This is a genomic window from Enterobacter sp. HG048 (assembly GCF_024702055.1).
Lineage (GTDB): Bacteria > Pseudomonadota > Gammaproteobacteria > Enterobacterales > Enterobacteriaceae > Enterobacter > Enterobacter dykesii.
Window position 1 is genome coordinate 261218 of the sequence record NZ_JANLIZ010000004.1, and the last position, 24482, is coordinate 285699.

A 24482-nucleotide genomic window follows, 5' to 3' on the forward strand; every position below is an offset into this window, starting at 1 on the left:
CGGACACGATTTTGCGCTTTTTTGGGATGCTTCAAAGAAAGTAAACCCACATCCGTGTATGTTACGCGTTTTTAGCGTGTGCGGTTTTGAGTATGTACGAGTTTAATCTGGTGCTGCTGTTGCTTCAGCAGATGTGCGTGTTTCTGGTCATTGCCTGGCTGATGAGCAAAACTCGCCTGTTTATCCCGCTGATGCAGGTCACCGTACGTCTGCCGCATAAGCTGCTCTGCTACGTCACCTTCTCTATTTTCTGCATCATGGGGACTTATTTTGGTCTCCATATCGAAGACTCTATTGCCAATACGCGCGCGATTGGCGCGGTGATGGGCGGGCTGCTGGGTGGTCCCGTCGTCGGCGGCCTTGTCGGTTTAACCGGGGGGCTGCATCGCTATTCCATGGGCGGGATGACGGCGCTCAGCTGCATGATCTCGACGATCGTGGAAGGGCTGCTCGGCGGGCTGGTGCACAGCTATATGATCAAACGCGGCCGCCCTGATAAAGTCTTTAGCCCGCTTACCGCCGGTGCCATTACCTTTGTGGCCGAAATGGCGCAGATGGCGATCATACTGCTGATTGCCCGTCCGTTTGAGGATGCGCTGCACCTGGTCAGCAGTATTGCCGCTCCGATGATGGTGACCAACACCGTGGGGGCAGCGCTGTTTATGCGCATTCTGCTCGACAAGCGCGCCATGTTCGAAAAGTACACCTCGGCTTTTTCCGCCACGGCGCTGAAGGTCGCCGCCTCGACCGAAGGGATCCTGCGCCAGGGCTTTAACGAAGAGAACAGCATGAAGGTCGCGCAGGTGCTCTACAAGGAGCTGGATATCGGCGCGGTGGCCATCACCGATCGCGAGCGGCTGCTGGCCTTTACCGGCACCGGGGACGATCACCATCTGCCGGGTAAACCCATCTCCTCAGCCTATACGTTGCGCGCCATTGAAACCGGCGAGGTGGTGTATGCCGACGGAAACGAAGTGCCTTACCGCTGCTCGCTGCATCCGCAGTGCAAGCTGGGCTCCACGCTGGTGATTCCGCTGCGCGGGGAAAATCAGCGGGTGATGGGAACCATCAAGCTGTATGAGGCAAAAAACCGTCTGTTCAGCTCCATCAACCGCACGCTGGGAGAGGGGATAGCCCAGCTGCTGTCCGCGCAAATCCTTGCCGGGCAGTATGAGCGGCAGAAAGCCCTGTTGACGCAGTCCGAAATTAAGCTTCTGCATGCCCAGGTCAATCCGCATTTCCTGTTTAATGCCCTCAACACGCTCAAAGCGGTGATCCGCCGCGACAGCGATCAGGCCGCGCAGCTGGTGCAATTTCTGTCGACCTTTTTCCGCAAGAACCTGAAACGGCCTTCTGAGATCGTGACCCTCGCCGATGAGATTGAGCACGTGAATGCCTATCTGCAGATTGAGCAGGCGCGTTTCCAGTCGCGCCTGCAGGTGTCGCTCTCCGTTCCGGACGAGCTGGCGTATCAGCATCTCCCGGCCTTTACCCTGCAGCCTATTGTGGAAAACGCCATCAAGCACGGTACATCACAGCTGCTGGGAACGGGGGAGATAACCATTGCCGCCAGCCGTTTCAACAACCATCTGGTATTGGATATTGAAGATAATGCCGGGCTTTACCAGCCTTCCGCCTCCGGCGGTTTAGGGATGAGCCTGGTGGATAAACGCCTGCACGCCCATTTTGGCGACGATTGCGGCATTACCGTCGCCTGCGAGCCCGACCAATTTACCCGTATTACCGTACGACTGCCGCTGGAGGAAAACGCATGTTAAGAGTGCTGATTGTGGATGACGAGCCGCTGGCACGGGAAAACCTGCGCGTTCTGCTGCAGGAGCAGCCGGATATTGAGATTGTGGGAGAGTGTGCGAACGCGATTGAGGCCATCGGCGCGGTGCACAAGCTGCGCCCGGACGTGCTGTTTCTCGATATTCAGATGCCCCGCATCAGCGGGCTGGAGATGGTCGGTATGCTTGACCCGGAGCATCGCCCGTACATCGTGTTTCTGACGGCGTTTGATGAATACGCCGTTAAGGCCTTTGAGGAGCACGCGTTTGACTATTTACTCAAGCCGATTGAAGAGAAGCGTCTGGAAAAAACGCTCACTCGTTTACGCCAGGAGCGCACCGTGCAGGACGTCACGCTGCTGCCGGAGAACCAGCAGCCGCTGAAGTTTATCCCCTGTACCGGACACAGCCGGATCTATCTGCTGCAGATGGATGATGTGGCGTTCGTCAGCAGCCGACTGAGCGGGGTGTTTGTTACCAGCGCGGAAGGGAACGAAGGGTTTACCGAGCTGACCCTGCGCACGCTGGAGAGTCGCACGCCTCTGCTCCGCTGCCACCGCCAGTATCTTGTAAATATGGCGCACCTGAAGGAGATCCGCCTGGAAGATAACGGCCAGGCCGAGCTGGTGCTGCGTGCCGGGCAAACGGTACCCGTCAGCCGTCGCTATCTCAAGAGTTTGAAAGAGGCGATTGGCCTGTAAAGCTGGTACACTGCGCGCCATTGCATCATCGACATTCGAAGGCTCTATGCTAAGTAACGATATTCTTCGTAGCCTGCGCTACACCCTGAAAGCGAACAATAACGACATGGTGCGCATTCTTGCGCTGTCCGACATGGAATCCACGTCTGCGAGTTTTGACACGTGGATGACCAAAGAAGACGAAGAGGGCTTTGTCCGCTGCCCTGACATCATTCTGTCGGGTTTCCTTAATGGCCTGATTTACGATAAGCGTGGCAAGGATCCTGCCGCGCCTGAGCTGGCGCTGGAGCGTCGGGTGAACAACAACACGGTGCTGAAAAAGCTGCGTATCGCGTTTTCGCTGAAAACGGACGATATTGTGGCGATCATGACGGAGCAAAAATACCGCGTATCCGTGCCGGAAGTGACCGCCATGATGCGCTCGCCGGATCATAAAAACTACCGCGAGTGCGGCGACCAGTTCCTGCGTAATTTCCTGCGCGGGCTGACCCACCGGGTGCATCACCCGAAACCATAAAAAAAGCCGGAGATTATCTCCGGCTTTTTTGTTATTTCACCTGCTGGCCAGGCTTCGCGCCTTCATCAGGGCTTAACAGGAAGATATCTTTCCCGCCAGGGCCTGCAGCCATCACCATCCCCTCAGAGATGCCGAAGCGCATTTTGCGCGGTGCCAGGTTCGCCACCATCACGGTCTGACGACCGATCAGCACCTGCGGGTCAGGATACGCAGAACGGATGCCGGAGAAGACGTTACGCTTCTCGCCGCCCAGATCCAGCGTCAGGCGCAGCAGCTTGTCAGAACCTTCCACGAATTCCGCGTTTTCGATCAGCGCCACGCGCAGGTCGACTTTGGCGAAATCGTCAAAGGTAATGGTTTCCTGAATCGGATCGTCTGCCAGCGGGCCGGTCACCGGTGCCGCAGCCGCTTTAACCTCTTCTTTAGATGCTTCCACCAGGGCTTCAACCTGCTTCATCTCGATGCGGTTGTACAGCGCTTTAAAGGTGTTCACCTTGTGGCCGAGCAGCGGCTGCGCCATGGCATCCCAGGTCAGTTCGGTGTTCAGGAACGCTTCAGCGCGGGCTGCCAGCTGCGGCAGAACCGGCTTCAGGTACGTCATCAGCACGCGGAACAGGTTGATGCCCATGGAGCAGATGGCCTGCAGATCGGCATCGCGACCTTCCTGTTTCGCGACAACCCACGGTGCCTGTTCGTCCACATAGCGGTTCGCCAGGTCGGCCAGGGCCATGATTTCGCGCACGGCTTTGCCGAACTCACGGGTTTCCCACGCGTCGCCAATGGTGGCTGCCGCGTCGGTAAAGGTTTTGTACAGGGCTGGGTCAGCCAGTTCAGCCGCCATCACGCCGTCAAAACGCTTGGCGATAAAGCCCGCGTTACGGGAGGCGAGGTTCACCACCTTGTTGACGATGTCCGCGTTCACGCGCTGCACGAAATCTTCCAGGTTCAGGTCGATATCGTCGATGCGGGAAGAAAGCTTCGCGGTGTAGTAGTAGCGCAGGCTGTCCGCGTCGAAGTGGTTCAGCCAAGTGCTGGCCTTAATGAACGTCCCGCGGGACTTGGACATCTTCGCGCCGTTCACCGTCACGTAGCCGTGAACAAACAGGTTGGTTGGCTTGCGGAAGTTGCTGCCTTCCAGCATTGCCGGCCAGAACAGGCTGTGGAAGTAAACGATGTCTTTACCGATGAAGTGGTACAGCTCGGCAGTGGAATCTTTCTTCCAGTATTCGTCGAAGCTGACGGTGTCGCCACGCTTGTCGCACAGGTTCTTGAAAGAGCCCATGTAGCCGATTGGCGCGTCCAGCCAGACGTAGAAGTATTTGCCCGGCGCGTTAGGGATTTCAAAGCCGAAGTACGGCGCATCGCGGGAGATATCCCACTGCTGCAGGCCGGATTCGAACCACTCCTGCATTTTGTTCGCCACCTGTTCCTGCAGCGCGCCGCTGCGGGTCCACGCCTGCAGCATTTCGCTGAAGGACGGCAGGTCGAAGAAGAAGTGCTCGGAGTCACGCATCACAGGCGTGGCGCCGGAAACCACGGATTTCGGCTCGATAAGCTCGGTCGGGCTGTAGGTTGCGCCGCACACTTCGCAGTTATCGCCGTACTGGTCCGGGGATTTACATTTCGGGCAGGTGCCTTTGACGAAACGGTCCGGCAGGAACATGCCTTTTTCCGGATCGTAGAGCTGAGAGATGGTGCGGTTTTTGATAAAACCGTTCTCTTTCAGACGGGTGTAGATCAGCTCAGACAGCTCGCGGTTTTCGTCGCTGTGCGTGGAGTGATAGTTGTCGTAGCTAATGTCAAAGCCAGCAAAATCGGTCTGATGCTCCTGACTCATTTCGGCAATCATCTGCTCCGGGGAGATCCCCAGCTGCTGCGCTTTCAGCATGATCGGCGTGCCGTGAGCATCGTCCGCACAGATGAAGTTAACCTCGTGGCCGCGCATTCGCTGGTAACGGACCCAGACATCAGCCTGGATATGCTCCAGCATGTGGCCGAGGTGGATTGAGCCGTTGGCGTACGGCAGTGCGCACGTTACCAGAATTTTCTTCGCGACTTGAGTCATAGTAGGCATTACTTCTTTTAACTGTGAAAAGGGTTTTTGATATTACCAAAAGGGGCATTATTAAGTAAGCACAAACCATGGCCTTTCAGGTAAACTTGTTCATCTAAGGTCTTATTCACAAGAACAAAGGAGTCGGGATGAGTTCTCAATCCCAGGCCAAATCACCGGAAGCCTTACGAGCAATGGTCGCCGGGACGCTGGCTAACTTTCAGCATCCAACCCTGAAGCACAATCTCACTACGCTGAAAGCGTTACACCACGTTGCCTGGCTGGACGATACCCTGCACATTGAGCTGCAGATGCCGTTCGTCTGGACCAGCGCCTTTGACGCGCTGAAAGAGCAGACCAGCTCTGAGCTGCTGCGCATTACCGGCGCGAAGGCGATCGACTGGAAGCTGAGTCACAGCATCGCCACGCTGAAGCGCGTGAAAAACCAGCCTGGCGTGAATGGCGTGAAAAATATCATTGCCGTCAGCTCGGGCAAGGGCGGGGTAGGGAAATCTTCTACCGCCGTTAACCTGGCGCTCGCGCTGGCTGCGGAAGGGGCAAAGGTCGGCATTCTGGATGCGGATATCTACGGTCCGTCTATTCCGAACATGCTGGGCGCGGAAAACCAGCGCCCAACCTCGCCGGACGGCACCCACATGGCGCCAATTATGGCGCACGGTCTGGCGACCAACTCCATCGGTTACCTGGTGACTGACGATAACGCCATGGTCTGGCGCGGCCCGATGGCCAGCAAAGCGCTGCTGCAGATGCTGCAGGAGACGATGTGGCCTGATCTGGATTATCTGGTGCTGGACATGCCGCCGGGCACCGGTGACATTCAGCTGACGCTGGCGCAGAACATTCCGGTCACGGGTGCAGTCGTCGTGACTACGCCGCAGGATATCGCGCTGATTGACGCCAAAAAAGGCATCGTGATGTTCGAGAAGGTAGAAGTGCCGGTGCTCGGTATCGTTGAGAACATGAGCATGCACATCTGCAGCAACTGCGGTCACCACGAACCTATCTTCGGTACGGGTGGTGCAGAAAAACTGGCCGCGAAGTACCACACTCAGCTGCTGGGGCAGATGCCGTTGCACATTACCCTGCGTGAAGATCTGGACAGCGGAAAGCCGACGGTGGTCAGCCGTCCGGACAGCGAGTTCGCGGAAATGTATCGCCAGCTGGCAGGACGCGTTGCGGCGCAGCTCTACTGGCAGGGCGAAATCATCCCGGGGGAAATCGCGTTCCGCGCGGTGTAATTCCTCTGTGCTTCAGTGCCGGGTGGCGGCTTCGCCTTACCCGGCCTACGAAGTTTGGGTTTCCAGGTCAGGTAAGCGAAGCGCCACCTGATTTTACCCAAGCCGATAATGCATCAGATAATACTCTCCGTCCGGAGAATCACCCGTTGCCTCGATGTGCCAGCCGTGTCGCTGGTAAAACGCAATAGCCCGCGCATTCTTCACCAGACACTTAAGCGAACCCGTACTGGTAAACGTCTTCTGTACGTGCTCAAGCAACTCATGCCCGACGCCCAGGCTCTGATACTGCGGATCGACAAACAGGTTGTGCAGGAAATTATCGTTCGTCCAGACGGAGGCAAAACCCAGGCGATGACCGTTCTGAACAGCAACCCAAATCACTTCGTCACGGGTTGCCGCGTCAAAATCTTCAAGCTGCCAGTCTGCGCCGTCCAGCCATGGCCAGGCTTCACGCCGGGCGTGGAGGTAGAGCGTGCGCAGGAAAGGGCGATCGCTTTCCTGCCAGGGGCGAATCAGAATTGCGTTAGCGGTGATAGAAAATATCTCCATTGTAGGCTTTGTAGATCTTGCCATCAGCATCGCCAATCAGCACGTAGTTCTCACCCATGTAGGTCCAGTGGGTTCCGGCATCCGGAGCCGGCAGGTTACGCAGCTGGTACTGTTTGATGGTGTACTCCGGCGTTTGATACTGCGCCGGCGCCGTGTCGCCAATCTTGAATTTTGTGAAGTCCGCGATGAACTCTTGTTCTTCATAGGCCTTGATGCCGGATGGCGCAGCGGCCGTTTGCGGGGCTGCGAAAGCGGATCCCGCCAGAGACAGTAATACACCCAGAAGCAGCAATTTACGCTTAGCCATTTTTTCTCCAGTGATATCGTTACAGATACTTTTCGCCTGCGGGCCGTGCAAAGCGGAGCAGACAGTCCATTTTAAGTATCAATGCAGGGGATGTTTGAAAAAAAATGTAACAAAAGTGGACGGTTTTGTGTAGTCGAATGGGATGGTGTTTATCATTTCAGTGAATATTATCTGCGCTTTATATTTTTAATATTTATTATTTCAACAATCAATTCTGAAAATGGTTTTTAACGTCAAAATTGGACTGTTGTATGAATGCTTTCCTGCTGAAGAGGATTTAATATTGCCTTCGGGCGAAACAATCTTACTTCTCTTTTTTTACAGGGATGAGTATCAATTTTGTTTTTTAGTTTTAGAGAGCAGTTTTGCCACGTTTGATAATGTCAGGATTTCATGTTTTATGAAAATAATCAATTAAATTTCATGATGTTAGATTTGATCTTTTTGCAAGATTGACGATAAACGCAACGTTAAAAAGAAATATTTATACAAATGAAAAGTACAACTGCATTTTCGCTGTTATTTCTCACTGTTAGTCAGTTAACGGGGTGTGTATTTTCCCCCGGCCAGAACTTAAGTGTGTCCGGAAAAAAAGTCATTGCGGCGGAAAAAGTTAATTATCAGCTTGATAAGCGCGTGGAAATTTTTCCACTAACGCCGGGGTTGATTGAAAAGCTGCGTCCGACCGTATCGAAATCTCAGGCAAATCCTAATCTGGATGAGCAGATCAAAAACTGGGAATACCGTATTGGCACAGGCGACATACTGACGGTTACCGTCTGGGATCACCCTGAATTAACGACGCCCGCGGGACAATATCGTAGCGCAAGCGATGCAGGCAACTGGGTCAACGCCGATGGTACGCTCTTTTATCCCTACGTCGGTAAGCTGCGAGTGGCGGGAAAAACGGTTTCACAGGTACGTGAAGAGATTACAGAGCGACTGGATAAAGTCATTGAGAGCCCGCAGGTGGACGTCAGCATTGCCGCCTTCCGTTCCCAAAAAGCCTATGTCACCGGAGAGGTCGAAAAATCGGGCCAACAGCCCATAACCAATATTCCACTGACGGTGATGGATGCGGTTAACGCCGCCGGGGGGCTTTCTGCGGATGCCGACTGGCGTAACGTCGTGCTCACGCATGATGGCAAGGACTCCCGCCTTTCGCTCTATGCGCTGATGCAGCATGGCGATTTGACTCAAAATAAGCTGCTTTATCCGGGCGATATCCTGTTTATTCCCCGGAACGACGCGCTGAAAGTGTTCGTGATGGGCGAGGTGGTTAAGCAGAGCACGCTTAAGATGGATCGTAGCGGCATGACGCTGGCCGAAGCCCTGGGAAATGCCGGTGGACTTAACCAAAATATGGCCGATGCAACCGGCATTTTTGTTATTCGGCAGGTATCTAAAAAAGGCGACACGGACAAAATTGCCAATATCTATCAACTGAATGCGGAAGATGCGTCAGCCATGGTGCTGGGTACGGAATTCCAGCTGGAGCCGTATGACATCGTTTACGTCACTACGGCACCGTTATCACGCTGGAATCGCGTGATCACCCAACTGGTGCCTACCATTAGCGGCGTCCATGACCTGACCGAAACCGTTCGTTACATCAGATCGTGGCCGCAGTAATGTTTCAGTCAATCTTAGTGATCTGCACCGCCAATATTTGCCGTTCACCGATGGGTGAGCGGCTGTTGCGCCAGCAATTACCCGGCAAGCAGGTGACATCGGCAGGTATTTTGGGGCTTGAAGGGCAACCGGCGGATGCGGCTGCGCAGGTTGTCGCCCGGCGTCATGGCGTTTCGCTGGAAGGACATGTTGCCCGAAAGGTGACGCGCAGCCTGCTGCAACAATCCGATTTGATTCTGGTAATGGAGCCGGAACATCTCCGTTTCATTGCCACAATGGCCCCGGAGAACCGGGGAAAATCGCTGCTCTTTGGACAATGGCTGGAAAGCAGGGACATTCCTGACCCGTATCGCAAAAGTCGCGAAGTCTATGAATATGTTTTCAAGCAATTGGGGAAAGCCAGTCAGGAATGGGCTCGTCGTTTGAGTCAACAAGGAATGAAGCCGTAATGTCGTCTTCTAAATCAGACAAATATAGTGCTGCGACACCGCAGAATAATGAAATCGATCTTCTTCAGTTGCTTGCTGAGATGTTTGATAACCGGCTGACGATCGCGTGCGTCACGCTCCTGTTCACGGTATGCGCGGGTATCTATGCGTTCAGCGCCAAGCCAGTTTATCAGGCTGATGCCCTGGTACAGGTAGAGGCGAAGCAGAATAACTCGCTGCTCAAGAACCTGACCCCGTTCGGGTCTGAACTCTCGCCAGAGGTCGCGCCGGAACTTTTACTCCTTAAATCACGGATGATTCTGGGAGAGACCGTTGATCAATTAGGGTTGACGTATAACGCCAGGCGACGCGTGTTTCCTGTCATCGGGCCGTTGTGGGAACACGTGCGGGGATGTAAATCCGATGAAATAACGATTGGCGCGCTGACTATTCCCCTTCTGGAAGGTAAGCCACAAAAGCTTTTACTCACCGTAGAGGAAAAAGGGCGGTATCGTCTTGAGGGAAAAACGTTTGAGGCAAACGGCATCGTGGGGAAAACGCTGGTTAAAGACGGAATATCGCTTCTGGTGACATCCCTCAGCGCGGAACCAGGCACCCGTTTTAACCTCGAAACCGTCACAAGGCTTGACGCGATCAACGCCATTCAGAACAGGCTTACGGTTGTTGAGTCGGCGAAACAGAGCGGTATGATCGCATTAACGTTAATGGGTGAAGACCCCGACAGAATCGCTACGGTACTAAATACCATTGCCGAAAATTTTCTCAGCCAGAATATTGCGCGCCAGGAAGCGAAAGATTCCCGCAGCCTAACGTTCTTACAGGATCAATTACCTAAGATCAGCCGGGAGCTGGATGAAGCTGAAGCGCGTCTGAATGCCTACAGAGAGCAACGCGATTCTGTCGATTTATCTCTGGAAGCAAAGTCAGTCCTTGATCAGGTTGTTAACGTGGAAAACCAGCTTAACGAGCTGACGTTCCGCGAAGCAGAGGTTTCACAACTTTTCAAAAAGGACCATCCCACCTACCGTGCCTTGCGGGAGAAAAAGCAAACGCTTGAACGCGAGCGTGCGCGCCTGAATAATCGCGTCTCAACCATGCCTTCCACGCAGCAGGAAATCTTACGGCTGAGTCGTGACGTTGAATCCGGGCGTACCATATACCTGCAGCTGCTGACGCGTCAGCAAGAGCTGAGTATTTCGCGTTTCAGCGCTATCGGGAACGTGCGGATTATTGACACGGCCGTAGCGCAGCCAGATCCGATTAAACCGCACAAAGCGCTCATAATCGTACTGGGCATGCTGATGGGGTTGATGCTCTCTGTCGGCATGGTTTTAGTGCGCTCAGCCTTTAATCGGGGCATTACCTCGTCTGAACAACTGGAAGTGCAGGGGATACCGCTTCTGGCGACGCTCCCTCGCTCGGTGTGGCTCTGGAAAAAAACGCACCTGCGCAGGAGAACCCTGTGTGCTTCCCACTGGAAGCACAGGACGTCGAACGTTCCATTTCTGCCCGTTGACCGTCCGGCAGATATGTTTGTCGAGGCAGTGCGCGGGCTGCGCACCAGTCTGCATTTTACCATGATGGATGCCGCAAACCGGGTCGTCGTGGTGTCTGGCCCCACGCAGGACTGCGGAAAGACGCTGGTCAGCACTTCACTGGCATCGATTGCCGCTCAGGCCGGACAGCGAGTGCTGTTTATTGATGCGGATATGCGTAAGGGGTATGTCCACAATGTTTTCAAACTGAGCAATCATCGGGGATTATCCTGCGTGCTCGCAGGAGCTGTCGAATGGCAGGAGGCGGTTCAGCGCGTTGAGAAAGGCGGTTTTGATGTATTGACATGCGGACCCCAACCTTCGCATCCCGTTGAGCTGCTCATGAGCGAACGCTTCCAGGCCGTGATGTCGCAGATAGACAAAGTGTATGACATCGTGATTGTCGACACTCCGCCAGTGCTTGCCGTAACGGATGCCTTGCTGATAGCCAGAGCGGCGGCGACCACGCTGCTGGTCGCCCGCTTTGGTAAAACCAGCGTCAAGGAGATCGAGAACTGCCTGAAGCGTCTGCAGCAAATGGGCGTGCAGGTGAATGGCGCGATCCTCAATGATATCGTGAAATCTGCCGTGCTCTACTACAACTCGGAATATAGCCATTACGACTACGGCTATACCCAGGAGTAAACCTGGCGCGACACTTCTTTACAGCGTGATGGCGTATTGCCCGTTAAGATGACCTTCGTTAAAACATGAGGTCACAATGGATAACCGCAAAATAAGTCGACTGCGCCGCTGGACGCGGGAAGGGATCATACTCGTTCTGCTGACGCTGGCCGTAGTGTGGGGTGTTGATCGGTATCGAAAACCAACACTCCCCGCCAGTTTTAGTGCAACACCGATGCAGAGCATCGACGGCAACGTTCACGATATCTCGGCGCTAAGCCAGGAACGCCCGCTGCTGATTTACGTCTGGGCCACCTGGTGCAGCATATGCCGCTACACGACGCCTTCTGTTAATCAGCTGGCAGAAGAGGGCGGGAACGTTGTGAGTATTGCCATGCGTTCCGGTGATAACGCAAAGCTTGAGCGCTGGGTTGAAAAGAAACAGCTGAAAATGCCGGTGATTAACGATGAAAACGGTGCGTTGTTGCAGCAGTGGCAGGTGAGCGTAACGCCGACGCTGGTCATTGTGTCGAAGGGTAATGTGGTCAGCACCACGACGGGCTGGACGAGTTACTGGGGTTTAAAATTAAGGATGTGGTGGGCAGGCGTATAAAGATAACCCCCTCTCCCTGCGGAAGAGGGGGTTGTATTACTTAGCCAGAACTTCCTGCGCGGTGCGCTCAACCAGAGAGAGCAGGATTTTAATATCTTCCAGCGTCACGGTTGGGTTCAGCAGCGTCAGCTTCAGGCAGGTGACGCCGTTATGCTCGGTCACACCGACGTTCGCACGGCCGGATTCCAGCAGCGCATCACCAATTTTCTGGTTCAGCAGGGCGATACCTGCGTCATCCATCTGCACCTGTCCGCGGAAGCGGAACAGAACGCTTGCCAGCTGTGGCTGCATAACCAGTTCCAGCGCAGGCTGCGCTTTCACGTAGGCCGCAACCTGTTGTGCCAGGGTCACGCCGTGATCGATGATCGCCGCGTATTGCTCCTGACCCAGCGCTTCCAGGCTCATCCACAGCTTCAGCGCGTCAAAACGACGGGTGGTCTGCAGAGATTTGGACACCAGGTTAGGCACGCCGGCTTCTTCGTCGAACTCAGAGTTCAGGTAGGCCGCCTGATAGCGCATCAGCTCATAGTGACGCGCTTCTTTCAGCAGGAACGCGCCGCAGCTGATGGTCTGGAAGAACTGCTTGTGGAAGTCCAGGGTAACGGAATCCACCAGCTCGATGCCGTCCAGGTAGTGACGATACTGCTCAGACATCAGCAGCGCGCCGCCCCAGGCAGCATCAACGTGTACCCAGATGTTCTGTTTCGCCGCCAGCTCTGCAATCGCACGCAGCGGGTCGATGGCACCGGCATCGGTGGTACCTGCCGTCGCGACGATCGCCAGAATCTGCTCACCGTTTGCATTGCACTGCTCAATTTTCGCCGCCAGATCGGTCAGATCCATGCGGGAGAATTCGTCCGTTTTCACCTGCACCACGGACTGGTAGCCCAGACCCATCAGCGCCATGTTTTTCTGCACGGAGAAGTGTGCGTTTTCGGAGCACAGCACGCGAATTTTGCGCAGATCGCCCACCAGACCGTCCTGCTGAACGGAGTGACCCTGACGCGCAAAGAACGCATCGCGCGCCAGCATCAGGCCCATCAGGTTGCTCTGGGTGCCGCCGCTGGTGAAGACACCCGCGTCGCCAGCCTGATAACCCACGCGGGTACGCAGCCACTCGATCAGTTTGATCTCAATGATGGTTGCGGACGGGCTTTGATCCCAGGAGTCCATACTCTGGTTAGTGGCGTTGATCAGCACTTCCGCCGCCTGGCTTACCACCAGGCTTGGGCAGTGCAGGTGCGCCACACACTGCGGGTGATGAACGGACAAGCTGTCTTTCAGGAAGAACTCCACGGCGCGTTCAATCGCCGCTTCGTTGCCCAGCCCTTTCGGGTTGAAATCCAGCTTAATACGGTCGCGCAGTTCTGCGACCGTTTTGCCCTGGTACATCTCAGGCTGTTTCAGCCACTGCATCACAGCCTGAGTGCTTTGTTCGATCGCCTGCTGATAAGCTTCAATGCTCTGCGCAGAGGAGAACAAAATTGGGTTTGAATCAGACATCGTAATCAATAACTCCGGTTACGCCGGGCGAACGCCCGCAGCAAGCAGTGCCTGCTCAAATTTATCCAGGAAGATTTTCAGCTCTTCGTCGCTGATCAGCAGAGACGGCAGCAGACGCAGAACGATACCGTTACGGCCACCGCGCTCCAGAATCAGACCGGCTTCGAAGCACTTCTTCTGAATCAGTGCAGACAGTTCGCCGTCGCCCGGGAAGCAGCCCATGTGGTCAGCGGCTTCGTGTGGTTTAACGATCTCAATACCGATCATCATGCCCAGACCGCGCACGTGGCCGATCACCGGATAGCGTTTCGCCATCTCTTTCAGCTGGCCTTTCAGCCATTCGCCCTGAGCGGCAACTTTGCCCGCGATATTCTGGTCTTTCAGGATTTTCAGCGTGGTCAGACCGGTTGCCATCGCCAGCTGGTTGCCGCGGAAGGTACCGGTGTGGTGGCCTGGTGCCCATGCGTCGAACTGCTTCTTGATACCGAGCACGGCCAGCGGCAGACCGCCACCTACGGCTTTAGACATCACGATGATGTCTGGCTCAATGCCCGCGTGTTCGAAGGCGAAGAATTTACCGGTACGGGCAAAGCCAGCCTGAACTTCGTCGAGGATCAGCAGAATGCCGTGTTCCTGAGTCACTTTACGGATGCGCTGCAGCCACTCAGCCGGAGCCGGGTTCACGCCGCCTTCACCCTGAACAGCTTCCAGAATCACCGCAGCAGGTTTACGCACGCCGCTTTCAACGTCGTTGATCAGGTTATCGAAGTAGTAAGTCAGTGCTTTCACGCCCGCTTCACCACCGATACCCAGCGGGCAACGGTACTCGTGCGGGTAAGGCATGAACTGTACTTCTGGCATCATACCGTCAACCGCTTCTTTCGGAGACAGGTTGCCGGTCACGGACAGTGCGCCGTGGGTCATACCGTGGTAACCACCAGAGAAGCTGATGATACCGCTACGACCGGTCACTTTTTTCGCCAGCTTCAGCGCCGCTTCAACGGCGTCAGCACCGGATGGACCGGTGAACTGCAGGCAGTACTCTTTGCCCTGACCAGGCAGCAGAGAGAGCAGGTATTCAGAAAACGCGTCTTTCAGAGGCGTAGTCAGATCCAGTGTATGTAACGGCAAGCCGCTGGTAATGACATTTTGGATGCTTTTCAGCACATCAGGATGGTTATGGCCAAGCGCAAGGGTCCCCGCGCCTGCTAAACAGTCAAGGTATTCTTTATTATCTGCATCGGTGATCCACACGCCTTCTGCTTTAGTGATGGCTAAAGGCAGTTTGCGCGGATAACTCCTGACGTTAGATTCAAACTCGGCCTGACGGGCCAGATAGGTTTCGTTGCTTTTGTGGGCATCTACGGTGTCAATACGGACTTTATCCGTCATCATATCACTCCTACAACCGCCGCTTCGTTATGAGCCACGATTGAATAAAAAGTTAAAAAACAGATGGGGGCCTGAAAAAAACGCCGCCAATATAGAGCCTTTTGCCACGGGGCTCAATGGTTAATTTGTTTACTGTTTTGTGACACGGGGCTGTAACGAGGAAATATCCCCATTTTTAAAATGAAAATTGCATTTTATGTCAAATAAAATCAGCGCGTTACATGCCCTTTGCCCGGTGTGTAAAGTCACAGAAAAGAGTGTGACAAATCGTGCCATCGAACGGCATAAAAGGGGGGAGTTCTGCCTGTTTCTGCGTCATGGACAAAAAGCGGTGCTCATGATGCATGCACAATGGAATTACGCAGTAAAAAAGGACTTTCTACACACGTGGTGTTCTGATGCTCTTTACCGTTAATAATATGCAAGGCGCTCAGACGACCAATTTCATAGTGTGGCAGTTGAACCGTAGTGAGAGGAGGAAGGAACAACTCACCAATACCCACCATATTGTCATAGCCGATAACGGCGACATCTTCTGGTATGCGAAGCCCTTGCGCCAGCAGCGTCTGGTAGACCATAAACGCGATACGGTCGTTGCCGCAGATAACGGAGTCGAACCCGGGAATGCCATTCTGCACGTGCGCCAGCAGCACTGACGGGATATCACGATAGTGCTCGTCCCCTAACGTCATATAGCTGTGCGCCAGGCTGTCCGGATCGAGCCCCGCTTCTCGGCATGCACGTTCCAGCCCCTGTCGGCGCCGGGTTGTGGCTAGATGTCCCTCAGGCAAATGCAGGCAGAGAGGGCGTCGATAACCCTCCGTGAGTAACGCCCGCACGGCGGTATATTGGCCCTGTTCATCATCGGGAATATAGCTGGCGACCTTTTCGCCGTCACTTTCGCAGTTGGCCAGCACGCAGGGGAGGGTGAGTAATTTAGCCGGGAGAGGGACACGACGTAACCCCATGGTGGTGTAGATAATCCCGTCAGGCCGATGAGAGAGGAGAAGGTCGACGATGGCGTCCGGGTTGTCATCGGTAAACATATTCATCACGAAGCTATTCCAGCCGTGCATTCTGGCCGTCTCTTCAATAGACAGCGCGATCTCCACCGAGAAAGGTGTCGTCACCGTATCGAGCGCCAGTACGCCTATGGTTTTCGGCGAGGCATGCGCGCCGCGGATTTTCTTGGCGGACAGATCCGGCACATAGCTGGTCTGCTCGATAGCCAGCTGAACGCGTGCCAGCGTTTCCGGTTTAAGGCGCTCCGGGCTGTTCAGTGCGCGGGAGACCGTCATCAGCGATACGTTTGCCAGCTTTGCGACGTCCTTCAGGGAAGCCATCTTGTTACTCCGTTAGTGCTCTGTGTGAGAGGGTATACAACTAAGTCGCTGATGTAAAAGGAAGGCTGCTGCACAGGCCAGGCCATTCTTACCTGAGTGATGAAAATTTGATCGCGATCTCACTCTCTTAATGTTAACGTTAACTTTCGTGATTAACATCTTAATTTTTTACCAAATAGCATGAGAGAACTTAAGTGTTAACGTTACCATCCTGTCATTACTCCAACATGAGAATGTCATGATGAAAACGCATCACTCTCACAGCTACCCTTTATTAAGCGCATTACTGTTTTTCTTTTTTGTCACGTGGTCCTCTTCCGGCTCGCTGCTTTCTATCTGGCTCCACCAGGAGGTGGGGTTAAAGGCAGGGGATACGGGAGTCATCTATGCCGTACTGTCTGTCTCCGCGCTGTGCGCGCAAATCTGCTACGGCTTCATTCAGGATAAACTCGGCCTGCGAAAAAACCTGCTCTGGTTTCTGACCAGCCTGCTCATTCTTTCCGGTCCGGCCTTCCTGCTTTTTGGCTATCTGCTGCACATTAACGTGTTACTCGGCAGTATTTTCGGCGGGATTTATATCGGATTAACGTTTAACGGCGGGATTGGAGTACTGGAATCCTATACCGAGCGCGTGGCCCGCCAGAGTCAGTTTGAGTTTGGTAAGGCAAGGATGTGGGGATCGCTTGGCTGGGCGGTGGCAACCTTTTTTGCGGGGCTCCTGTTTAACATTAATCCAAAGCTGAACTTCGCGGTGGCGAGCTGCGCCGGGCTGGTGTTTTTTGTGTTGCTGGCGCGTCTCCGGGTCTCTTCCGCCCCGCACGCCATGCAGGAGGCGGTATCCGGCGGTAAGGTCACGCTGGAGGATGCATTGCGCCTGCTGACGCTGCCGCGCTTCTGGGCGCTGGTGTTTTTCGTTATCGGCACCTGTATTTATGGCGTTTATGACCAGCAGTTCCCGGTCTATTTCTCCTCCCAGTTCCCGACGTTACAGGAAGGGAACGCCATGTACGGCTATCTCAACTCATTCCAGGTTTTCCTGGAGGCGGCGGGTATGTTTTGCGCCCCGTGGCTGGTGAATCGTCTCGGTGCGAAAAACGGCCTGATTTTCGCCGGAATGGTGATGGCGATGCGTATGGTGGCATCGGGTCTGGTTGAGGGACCGGTACTGATCTCCATTACCAAGCTATTGCACGCGGTTGAGCTGCCCGTTTTGCTGGTCTCCATCTTTAAATACAACAGCCTGCATTTTGATAAGCGGCTCTCTTCCACCCTCTATCTGGTGGGCTTTGCCTGTACAAGCTCGGTGATTGCCTCTGTGCTGTCCCCGCTGGCAGGTTACAGCTATGAGAAATACGGCTTTGCTCAGTCCTATCTCATCATGGGGTTACTGGTATTCAGCACCACGTTTATCTCCATCTTCCTGTTGCGCTCGGGTAAGTCCTCATCTGACCCGCTCATGCCGCAACCTTCCACCATCTGATCGAAAGAGTAGAGAAATGACGTATTCAATTACGAAAGCAGAACAGGAACTGCAGGCCAGACGCGAAGGGCTTAACCTGCGCTGGTATCCCCGTTACCACCTCGCTGCGCGTGCTGGCTGGATGAACGACCCGAATGGCCTGGTCTGGTTTGACGGCTGGTATCACGCCTTTTATCAGCATCATCCATATTCGACCCAGTGGGGGCCGATGCACTGGGGTCATGCGCGAAGCAAAGATTTAGTTAACTGGGAGCACCTCCCGGTTGCGCTGGCACCGGAAGGACCAGACGACAAGGACGGCTGTTTTTCTGGCTCAGCGGTGGTCGATGGCGACACGCTGGCGCTGCTCTACACCGGCCACAAATTCCACGGCGATCCCGGAGATGAGGACAATCTGTATCAGGTTCAGTGCCTGGCAACCAGCCGTGACGGCATCCACTTTGTGCGGCACGGGACCGTCATTGACACACCGCCCGGACTGCATCACTTTCGCGATCCGAAAGTATGGCGTGAAGGGGAGTTGTGGTACATGGTCGTTGGTGCGCGGGAGGGTGATACGGGCCAGGTGCGTGCGTACCGGTCTGCCGATCTCCGCGAATGGCAGGACATGGGCGTGCTCGCAGTGGCTGAAAAAGAGATGGGCTATATGTGGGAATGTCCGGACTTTTTCACCCTCAACGGTAAACGCGTGCTGATGTTTTCGCCTCAGGGGCTAGCGGCAGAGGGATTCAAAAATCGTAATCTTTTCCAGAGTGGCTACCTGCTGGGCGAGTGGCAGCCCGGCAAACCTTTCGCGCGTGAAGGAGAATTTGTGGAGATGGATCGCGGACATGATTTCTATGCGCCACAAAGCTTCCTGACTCCTGACGGCCGCCGCATCGTTATCGGCTGGCTGGACATGTGGGAATCGCCCCTGCCGGAACAGCAGGATGGCTGGGCAGGCATGCTCTCCTTACCGCGCGAGCTGACGCTGAGTGTGGATAACCGCCTGCAAATGCGGCCGGCCAGAGAAGTTGAAACCCTGCGCGGAGCATGGTTCCCCTGGCCGGTAAGTACGCTTAATAACCAGCAGATGACTCTGGTTGAACACTGCGATGCGATGGAGGTCATTCTGCAATGGGATTGCGCGAATAGCAGCGCGGAGCAATACGGCATTCGTCTTGGCGACGGGTTACGCGTCTATGTTGATGCACAGATGCAGCGCCTGGTGCTGGAGCGTCACTATCCACAGTATGGCCTGTGCGGCACCAGAAGCGTCGCGCTTAACCTGAACGACGCGCTCAGCCTGCGCCTGTTCTTTGATAGCTCGTCTGTGGAAGTGTTTGTTAACGAGGGTGAGGCGTGCCTCAGCAGCCGTATCTATCCTGATGCAGGCTGCCGCGAGCTGGCGTTGTTTGCCTGGACGGGGGGAGCGTCGCTTATTCATGGTGGGGCCTGGCAGTTAGAATAAAAGGCTTATGTCATTTCTGACTTGTGTATCGGGTAAGACTGGCAAATGAATCAGGCGAGGGCAGTCGCCTGATTCATTTGATCAAGTGTTCAATCCGATACGCGGCCCACTTTGCCCTATAATATGCGCCATAGCCGATTACACCCGCGGCCACAACACCGCCTACCACCCAAAGCCCGACCTTAATATATCAACCATCATATAATCTTTCAGAAAAATTGAAAAAAATGCCCATCTGTTAAGGGCGGCTTTAGCAACACACTAAAGACTGACAATCACGAATCTTACTTACTGCTGCCTTATCTATTAGACTTCGCTTTAAAGTCTTTTAAGAAAGAGGGACGTCATTTTTTGAGTTGTGAGTTGACTACTATTTCATTTTCAACAGTCAGCGAAAGCGTATAGCCTTGTTTCTTCCATACCCCATTATTAGGTTTCCAGCCTTTAGCAAGCAGATATTCCGCACTATCAGAGATAGGTTTATTCATGACATGATCGGCTTCCTGAGGGATGTTATTCACTTTTGGTGTTTTGGTATTGCATTGCCCCGCTGCATCCATCACTTGTGTACAGCCTTTAGGTAAACCATGCGCTGATTGTGCTTTCTGTATTGGATAGAGCGCTTGCGCGTTTTCCATTGCTTGTTTTTCAGCTGAAGCGTTTATAGTCGCTTGCCTGTTTTGTTGAGCAATGTAGCAAGCATCACGGCTAATACCTTGAGCTTTACAATCTGCCATACGTTGAGCCTGTGAAGTACAACCCGCTAATGCGGAAACAGCTAAAACTACTGTCATCAATTTGTTCATATGTTCTACACCGTTATTTAAATTTTGGAGCTTTACTCGCCTCTACTTGTTCTTCTGTTGTATCTCTCCAAATTGTTGAAGAGAAGAAGCTATAAGCTAATTTGCCACTTTCAATATTACGGTCTACAATCATCACCATTTTTCATTTGATAATGCCCTTAATCTTAGCAATTTTCACTGCAGAGATTATATAAACTATCCAAACCCTTATATCTGAACTTTTAAAGTAAGTCATATCAATACCGTATCAGCACAGATGAGTTTATATGCTCCTGTAGAGTTAAGGGCAATCTCTTCACACTCGCTAGCCTTAATATTAAAACTTCCTTCTTTGATACGCTGTTTAATCGTCAGGCGTAGAAGTTGTATAACTAGCCTGTTGCGATCTTACAATCTAACCCATTGAGCATACATTAGACCTATAAAGATCCCCGTAGCCACTAAGGCTAATGCCACTATAGCGGAGAATAAAATATATTTTGTCATGTTCAATATCATCAGAATAATTAAATTAAGTCAGCCAGCCAAGCAGAAACCACAGGGTTAGTTTGTAGTGTGATCGGTGCTTTACTGTTTTTTTATTTTAAAAAGCGTAATGAAACCCTCTAATGAAGAGGCCAGAATGAAAAGCTTTACTTAGTAACCGAAAGACACGCCAGCCCCGTAAGTAGCTCCTCCGAAGGAACCTGCACCAACAGAAGCTTTAGTGACGATATGATCGGTAATACGAGCTGAGATCCCGATAGCAACAGCACCTTGAGAGTCATAACCGCCAACGCCAGCACCGATAGCAAAAGCCTGAGAATCTGTTACTTGTGGGATGTTGCTCATCGCAGCAACAGAAGCAACACCAAAAGCAGCACGTTTACGGTTGTTATCTACATCATCCTTAAGATTCCGGAAGTTGTTATTACTTTCATTTTCCAATGCTGTAATACGTTCTTCATGATTATTCAGTTGTGCGCTGTGATTCTGAATAGTGGTTTCTTGTGCTTGTTGACGCGACTGAACGTTAGCTACAGCAGCTTTGTTAACAGCAGCCACGGTAGCGGCATCTGCGGCTTGTTGTTGAGCATATACGCCTGTAGAGTAGGCTACATCAGCCTTATTTTGTGCAGCCTTAGCAGACGTTGTAGCAGAGTTAGCTACGATTGTTGCATTGTTTGCAACGGTGGTAGCGCTATTAGCTGTGGTGGTAGCAATAGCTGCTTCGTTAGCAGTGTCAGAGATCAGAGCGTTTTGGCTAGCGTCAGTGGTAGCTTGTGCGGCTACATCGGCTTGACGTTGCGTGACCTCGTTATTCAATGATGCAAGATCAGCTTTATCGGTTTTCAGGTTGTCGATTTCAGCAACGTTAGCTTTAACACCATCAATAGCCGCTTGTGCTTTATCGTCTGCTGCGCTAGCAGCGGCTTTAACCTGGTTAGCTGTAGTTGTGATGTCAGTAACGCCTTGAGCTAAATCAGCGTTTACTTGTGCTTGATTTGCACGATCAGTATTGATTTGCTGGCGATTAAGATCGATTTGATCTTGTTGATTAATTGCGTTTTGAACTAGTCCATCAATACGCAATTCATGATCGCGGGTAGTGTTTTGCAATCCATTAATGCCAGATTGCGTAGCATCCAGATCATAAAGCTGGTTTTCTTGAGCCTCTACCAGAAAGCCGTTAGTTTGATTGGTAACATCAGCTACATGCATTGTAGCAGCATGAGCATTACCCATTACAGCACCGAATATAGAACCAAACACGATAACAGCCAAAGTCGTTTTATCACCAGCATTAACGGTAGTTTTCATTTAAAAGCTCTCATCACATAAATAAATTAGGTTATTTCGCTTTCCTGGCGGGAGAATATGTCACCCTGACATATCCGGGTAATTCCATGTGAGTTACAGTGATTTATGTTTAAACACTTATTTCGTAACGTGTAGTAACTATCTTGTAATACATAAATTTAAATATTGACCTGGATCACTAAAAGAACGGAAAGCTAAAATGCCCTTATGTGAAACATATTAAATAAACCTAATAAATACATATAGATATGAAATGACGCATTAAATACAACTCACACCAGTCCATCGAAAATACATTAATTATATTTATGTGTTTTGTCCGTAAAACGTTCAAATAAAGCCCATTCAGTAAAGTTAATTAATGTATTTATGAAAGTATATTCTTTCCGAAATATTTATTGGTTTTGAATGAAAGTATGTTTTCATGTGGGGAAAAATATTTTTAATCGACAATAAAACAGTGTTTTGATTGCTATAAATCAGTGATTAAAATGTTGAAAAAGATGATGTTTTTATTTTTCTTGATTAGAAAATTAGATTGATAAGATTACAAAAAAGATTGTTAGCAGCAGGTGCATCACCTGGTGGTGGAGTATTATCGCGAGAGTGGCGACAGGTAATGTATTGCTGTAATCCGCCAGCTCAGAAGAAGTGTTGTCAGACGCAGGAAGCCACGATAGAGGGAAGGGCGTAAGGAACGATAAAGAATCCAGATAAATAGGTTTGTGAAGCCGCCTTCAATGGTGCTGTTGAGGCGGGGGAAATCCGGCATTTTTAGTGTTTGGTGTTTGGTGTTTGGTGTTTGGTGTTTGGTGTTTGGTGTGTGGTGCTGTGAGCCACAACGTGGGACACAGGCTGGCACACAGAGCATTTTTTAAGGTTGAGTCTTTGGCTTCCCGCTGGCATGATCCAGAACAGGGATTAACGGGACGTTAATCGCAAACTTATGATTTTGTTTTATTTGACTCGGGGTGCCCTTCTTTGTGAAGGCTGAGAAATACCCGTATTACCTGATCTGGATAATGCCAGCGTAGGGAAGTCAGATGCCTTCCCGGTCATCGCTTCTTCACGCAAGGCAGGAGCGAACCCATGCAGCCTGACCTGCTCGATTTACACGTTTTACACCACTTCCGAACCCGTTCTCCGCTGACCCACTGTATGACCAACGATGTCGTACAGACCTTCACGGCCAACGTTTTGCTGGCGCTTGGCGCATCACCCGCGATGGTGATTGAGGCCGAAGAGGCTGAACAGTTTGCCGGGATCGCCGATGCGCTGCTGATTAACGTTGGTACGCTGACCTCGCCTCGCGCCCAGGCGATGCGTCGGGCAATCGAAAGCGCGGTGGCGGCAGGCAAGCCCTGGACGCTGGACCCGGTTGCCGCGGGCGCCCTGACGTTCCGCACCCGTTTTTGCCATCAAATCCTTGCCCTGAAACCTGCCGCCATTCGCGGCAATGCCTCCGAGATTCTGGCCCTCGCCGGAATGAGCGCGGGCGGGCGCGGTGTCGATACAACCGATACCGCAGCCAGCGCGGTGCCCGCTGCACAGGCTCTGGCGCGCCAGACCAATGCCGTTGTGGTCGTCACCGGTGAGGTGGATTACATCACTGACGGGCAACGCACCCGCACGGTAACGGGCGGCGATCCGTTGATGACGCGCGTAGTGGGAACCGGATGCGCGCTTTCTGCCGTTGTGGCGGCGAGCTGCTCGCTGCCGGGCGACCGGATGGATAACGTCACTGCCGCCTGCGGATGGATGAAGCGAGCCGGAACGGTGGCCGTTGCGCAGTCACGCGGGCCAGGCAGTTTTGCCAGCGCGTTCCTGGATGCGCTCTATACGCTGGAGGAGCAGCCATGAAACGGATTAACGCCCTGACCATTGCCGGCACCGATCCCAGCGGCGGCGCGGGTATCCAGGCCGATCTCAAAACCTTCTCGGCCCTTGGCGCGTACGGCTGCTCGGTCATTACCGCGCTGGTGGCGCAAAACACGCGCGGCGTGCAGTCGGTCTACCGTATCGAGCCGGATTTTGTTGCCGCGCAGCTGGATTCAGTGTTCAGCGACGTGCGCATCGACACCACCAAGATCGGCATGCTGGCCGAGACGGACATTGTGGAAGCGGTGGCGGAGCGGCTTAAGCGCTATCAGGTGCAAAACGTGGTGCTGGATACCGTCATGCTGGCAAAAAGCGGCGATCCGCTGCTCTCCGCCTCCGCCGTCGAGACGCTGCGCAATAAGCTGTTGCCGCAGGTGGCGCTTATCACGCCCAATCTGCCGGAGGCCGCCGCGCTGTTGGGCACATCGCATGCGCAAACTGAACGCGAGATGAAGGAGCAGGGATACGCGCTGCTGGCGATGGGCTGCGGGGCGGTGCTGATGAAAGGGGGGCATCTTGACGACGCTGAAAGCCCGGACTGGCTGTTTACCCGCGACGGCGAAGTACGCTTTACCGCGCCGCGCGTGCAGACCAAAAACACCCACGGCACGGGCTGCACGCTCTCCGCCGCGCTGGCGGCGCTGCGCCCGCGGCATGACGGCTGGGCCGATACGGTGCGCGAAGCGAAAACCTGGCTCTCGGCGGCGCTGGCAAAAGCCGATACTCTGGAAGTGGGTCACGGTATTGGGCCGGTTCATCATTTTCATGCATGGTGGTAACCCAGTATACTGGCAGGAAACA

20 protein-coding genes and 1 riboswitch are annotated in these 24482 nt (G+C 53.2%); of the genes, 12 read left to right on the plus strand and 8 right to left on the minus strand.

What is annotated here, in order from left to right; translation table 11 throughout:
• Positions 1-92: 92 nt before the first annotated feature.
• The 3 genes from NUX24_RS08175 to NUX24_RS08185 are packed head-to-tail and all read left to right on the plus strand — an operon-like array spanning position 93 to position 3008.
• Entirely contained in the window at positions 93-1778 is a 1686-nt protein-coding gene (locus tag NUX24_RS08175; RefSeq protein ID WP_257830818.1) for a sensor histidine kinase, read from the plus strand.
• On the plus strand, positions 1772-2491 hold the full coding sequence (btsR, locus tag NUX24_RS08180; RefSeq protein ID WP_047652497.1) for a two-component system response regulator BtsR: 720 nt from the start codon (positions 1772-1774) through the stop codon (positions 2489-2491). Before NUX24_RS08175 ends, btsR begins: the two co-directional genes overlap by 7 nt.
• Before the next feature lie 46 nt (positions 2492-2537).
• A complete protein-coding gene (locus NUX24_RS08185; protein WP_257830821.1) occupies positions 2538-3008 on the plus strand; it encodes a DUF1456 family protein in 471 nt (156 codons plus the stop codon).
• 31 nt (positions 3009-3039) lie between these two features.
• Here the strand turns inward: NUX24_RS08185 and metG are convergent, their stop codons facing one another.
• A complete protein-coding gene (metG, locus tag NUX24_RS08190; protein WP_032658904.1) occupies positions 3040-5073 on the minus strand; it encodes a methionine--tRNA ligase in 2034 nt (677 codons plus the stop codon).
• 137 nt (positions 5074-5210) lie between these two features.
• Here metG and apbC point away from each other — a divergent pair, with 137 nt between their 5' ends.
• Positions 5211-6320 carry an iron-sulfur cluster carrier protein ApbC gene (gene apbC, locus NUX24_RS08195; RefSeq protein WP_029740176.1) on the plus strand — a complete coding sequence of 370 codons (1110 nt, stop codon included), beginning with the start codon at positions 5211-5213 and terminating at the stop codon, positions 6318-6320.
• A 93-nt stretch (positions 6321-6413) separates the two neighbouring features.
• Here apbC and NUX24_RS08200 read toward each other — a convergent pair whose 3' ends face one another.
• Positions 6414-6869 carry a GNAT family N-acetyltransferase gene (locus NUX24_RS08200; RefSeq protein WP_235211345.1) on the minus strand — a complete coding sequence of 152 codons (456 nt, stop codon included), beginning with the start codon at positions 6867-6869 and terminating at the stop codon, positions 6414-6416.
• Complete coding sequence (locus NUX24_RS08205; protein ID WP_023336316.1) at positions 6844-7176, minus strand: RcnB family protein; 333 nt, start codon at positions 7174-7176, stop codon at positions 6844-6846. Before NUX24_RS08205 ends, NUX24_RS08200 begins: the two co-directional genes overlap by 26 nt.
• A gap of 492 nt (positions 7177-7668) precedes the next feature.
• Between NUX24_RS08205 and NUX24_RS08210 the strand changes: the two genes are divergently transcribed.
• The 4 genes from NUX24_RS08210 to NUX24_RS08225 all read left to right on the plus strand — a co-directional run bounded on the left by NUX24_RS08210 (position 7669) and on the right by NUX24_RS08225 (position 12029).
• Entirely contained in the window at positions 7669-8808 is a 1140-nt protein-coding gene (locus NUX24_RS08210; RefSeq protein WP_257830826.1) for a polysaccharide export protein, read from the plus strand.
• Complete coding sequence (locus tag NUX24_RS08215) at positions 8808-9257, plus strand: protein tyrosine phosphatase (protein ID WP_308280936.1); 450 nt, start codon at positions 8808-8810, stop codon at positions 9255-9257. The genes NUX24_RS08210 and NUX24_RS08215 overlap by 1 nt, the downstream gene beginning before the upstream one ends.
• Positions 9257-11437 (plus strand): polysaccharide biosynthesis tyrosine autokinase, encoded by a 2181-nt coding sequence (locus NUX24_RS08220; protein WP_257830830.1) that lies wholly within the window; start codon positions 9257-9259, stop codon positions 11435-11437. Before NUX24_RS08215 ends, NUX24_RS08220 begins: the two co-directional genes overlap by 1 nt.
• Before the next feature lie 76 nt (positions 11438-11513).
• Positions 11514-12029, plus strand: coding sequence for a protein disulfide oxidoreductase (locus NUX24_RS08225; protein WP_257830832.1), 516 nt, complete (start codon positions 11514-11516; stop codon positions 12027-12029).
• A 36-nt stretch (positions 12030-12065) separates the two neighbouring features.
• Here NUX24_RS08225 and NUX24_RS08230 read toward each other — a convergent pair whose 3' ends face one another.
• The 3 genes from NUX24_RS08230 to NUX24_RS08240 form a co-directional block, all read right to left on the minus strand.
• Complete coding sequence (locus tag NUX24_RS08230) at positions 12066-13532, minus strand: aspartate aminotransferase family protein (protein WP_126330746.1); 1467 nt, start codon at positions 13530-13532, stop codon at positions 12066-12068.
• Between the two features lie 18 nt (positions 13533-13550).
• Positions 13551-14927 carry a diaminobutyrate--2-oxoglutarate transaminase gene (locus NUX24_RS08235; protein ID WP_014884533.1) on the minus strand — a complete coding sequence of 459 codons (1377 nt, stop codon included), beginning with the start codon at positions 14925-14927 and terminating at the stop codon, positions 13551-13553.
• A 332-nt stretch (positions 14928-15259) separates the two neighbouring features.
• Positions 15260-16267 (minus strand): LacI family DNA-binding transcriptional regulator, encoded by a 1008-nt coding sequence (locus NUX24_RS08240; RefSeq protein WP_257830836.1) that lies wholly within the window; start codon positions 16265-16267, stop codon positions 15260-15262.
• 238 nt (positions 16268-16505) lie between these two features.
• On the opposite strand from NUX24_RS08240, the gene NUX24_RS08245 reads away from it, so the two are divergent.
• Both NUX24_RS08245 and NUX24_RS08250 read left to right on the plus strand, forming a co-directional pair.
• Positions 16506-17747, plus strand: coding sequence for an MFS transporter (locus tag NUX24_RS08245; RefSeq protein WP_047652490.1), 1242 nt, complete (start codon positions 16506-16508; stop codon positions 17745-17747).
• Positions 17748-17763: 16 nt separating this feature from the next.
• Positions 17764-19197: a glycoside hydrolase family 32 protein gene (locus tag NUX24_RS08250; RefSeq protein WP_257830839.1), complete on the plus strand. Its 1434-nt coding sequence runs from the start codon at positions 17764-17766 to the stop codon at positions 19195-19197.
• 344 nt (positions 19198-19541) lie between these two features.
• Here NUX24_RS08250 and NUX24_RS08255 read toward each other — a convergent pair whose 3' ends face one another.
• Both NUX24_RS08255 and NUX24_RS08260 read right to left on the minus strand, forming a co-directional pair.
• Positions 19542-20003 (minus strand): hypothetical protein, encoded by a 462-nt coding sequence (locus NUX24_RS08255; protein ID WP_257830841.1) that lies wholly within the window; start codon positions 20001-20003, stop codon positions 19542-19544.
• Positions 20004-20639: 636 nt separating this feature from the next.
• Positions 20640-21803, minus strand: coding sequence for a YadA C-terminal domain-containing protein (locus NUX24_RS08260; protein WP_257830842.1), 1164 nt, complete (start codon positions 21801-21803; stop codon positions 20640-20642).
• A gap of 957 nt (positions 21804-22760) precedes the next feature.
• Positions 22761-22857: riboswitch (TPP riboswitch) on the plus strand.
• Between the two features lie 35 nt (positions 22858-22892).
• Between NUX24_RS08260 and thiM the strand changes: the two genes are divergently transcribed.
• Positions 22893-23663, plus strand: a complete 771-nt coding sequence (gene thiM, locus NUX24_RS08265) for a hydroxyethylthiazole kinase (RefSeq protein ID WP_257830844.1) — start codon at positions 22893-22895, stop codon at positions 23661-23663.
• On the plus strand, positions 23660-24460 hold the full coding sequence (thiD, locus tag NUX24_RS08270) for a bifunctional hydroxymethylpyrimidine kinase/phosphomethylpyrimidine kinase (protein WP_257830846.1): 801 nt from the start codon (positions 23660-23662) through the stop codon (positions 24458-24460). The genes thiM and thiD overlap by 4 nt, the downstream gene beginning before the upstream one ends.
• Positions 24461-24482: the final 22 nt, after the last annotated feature.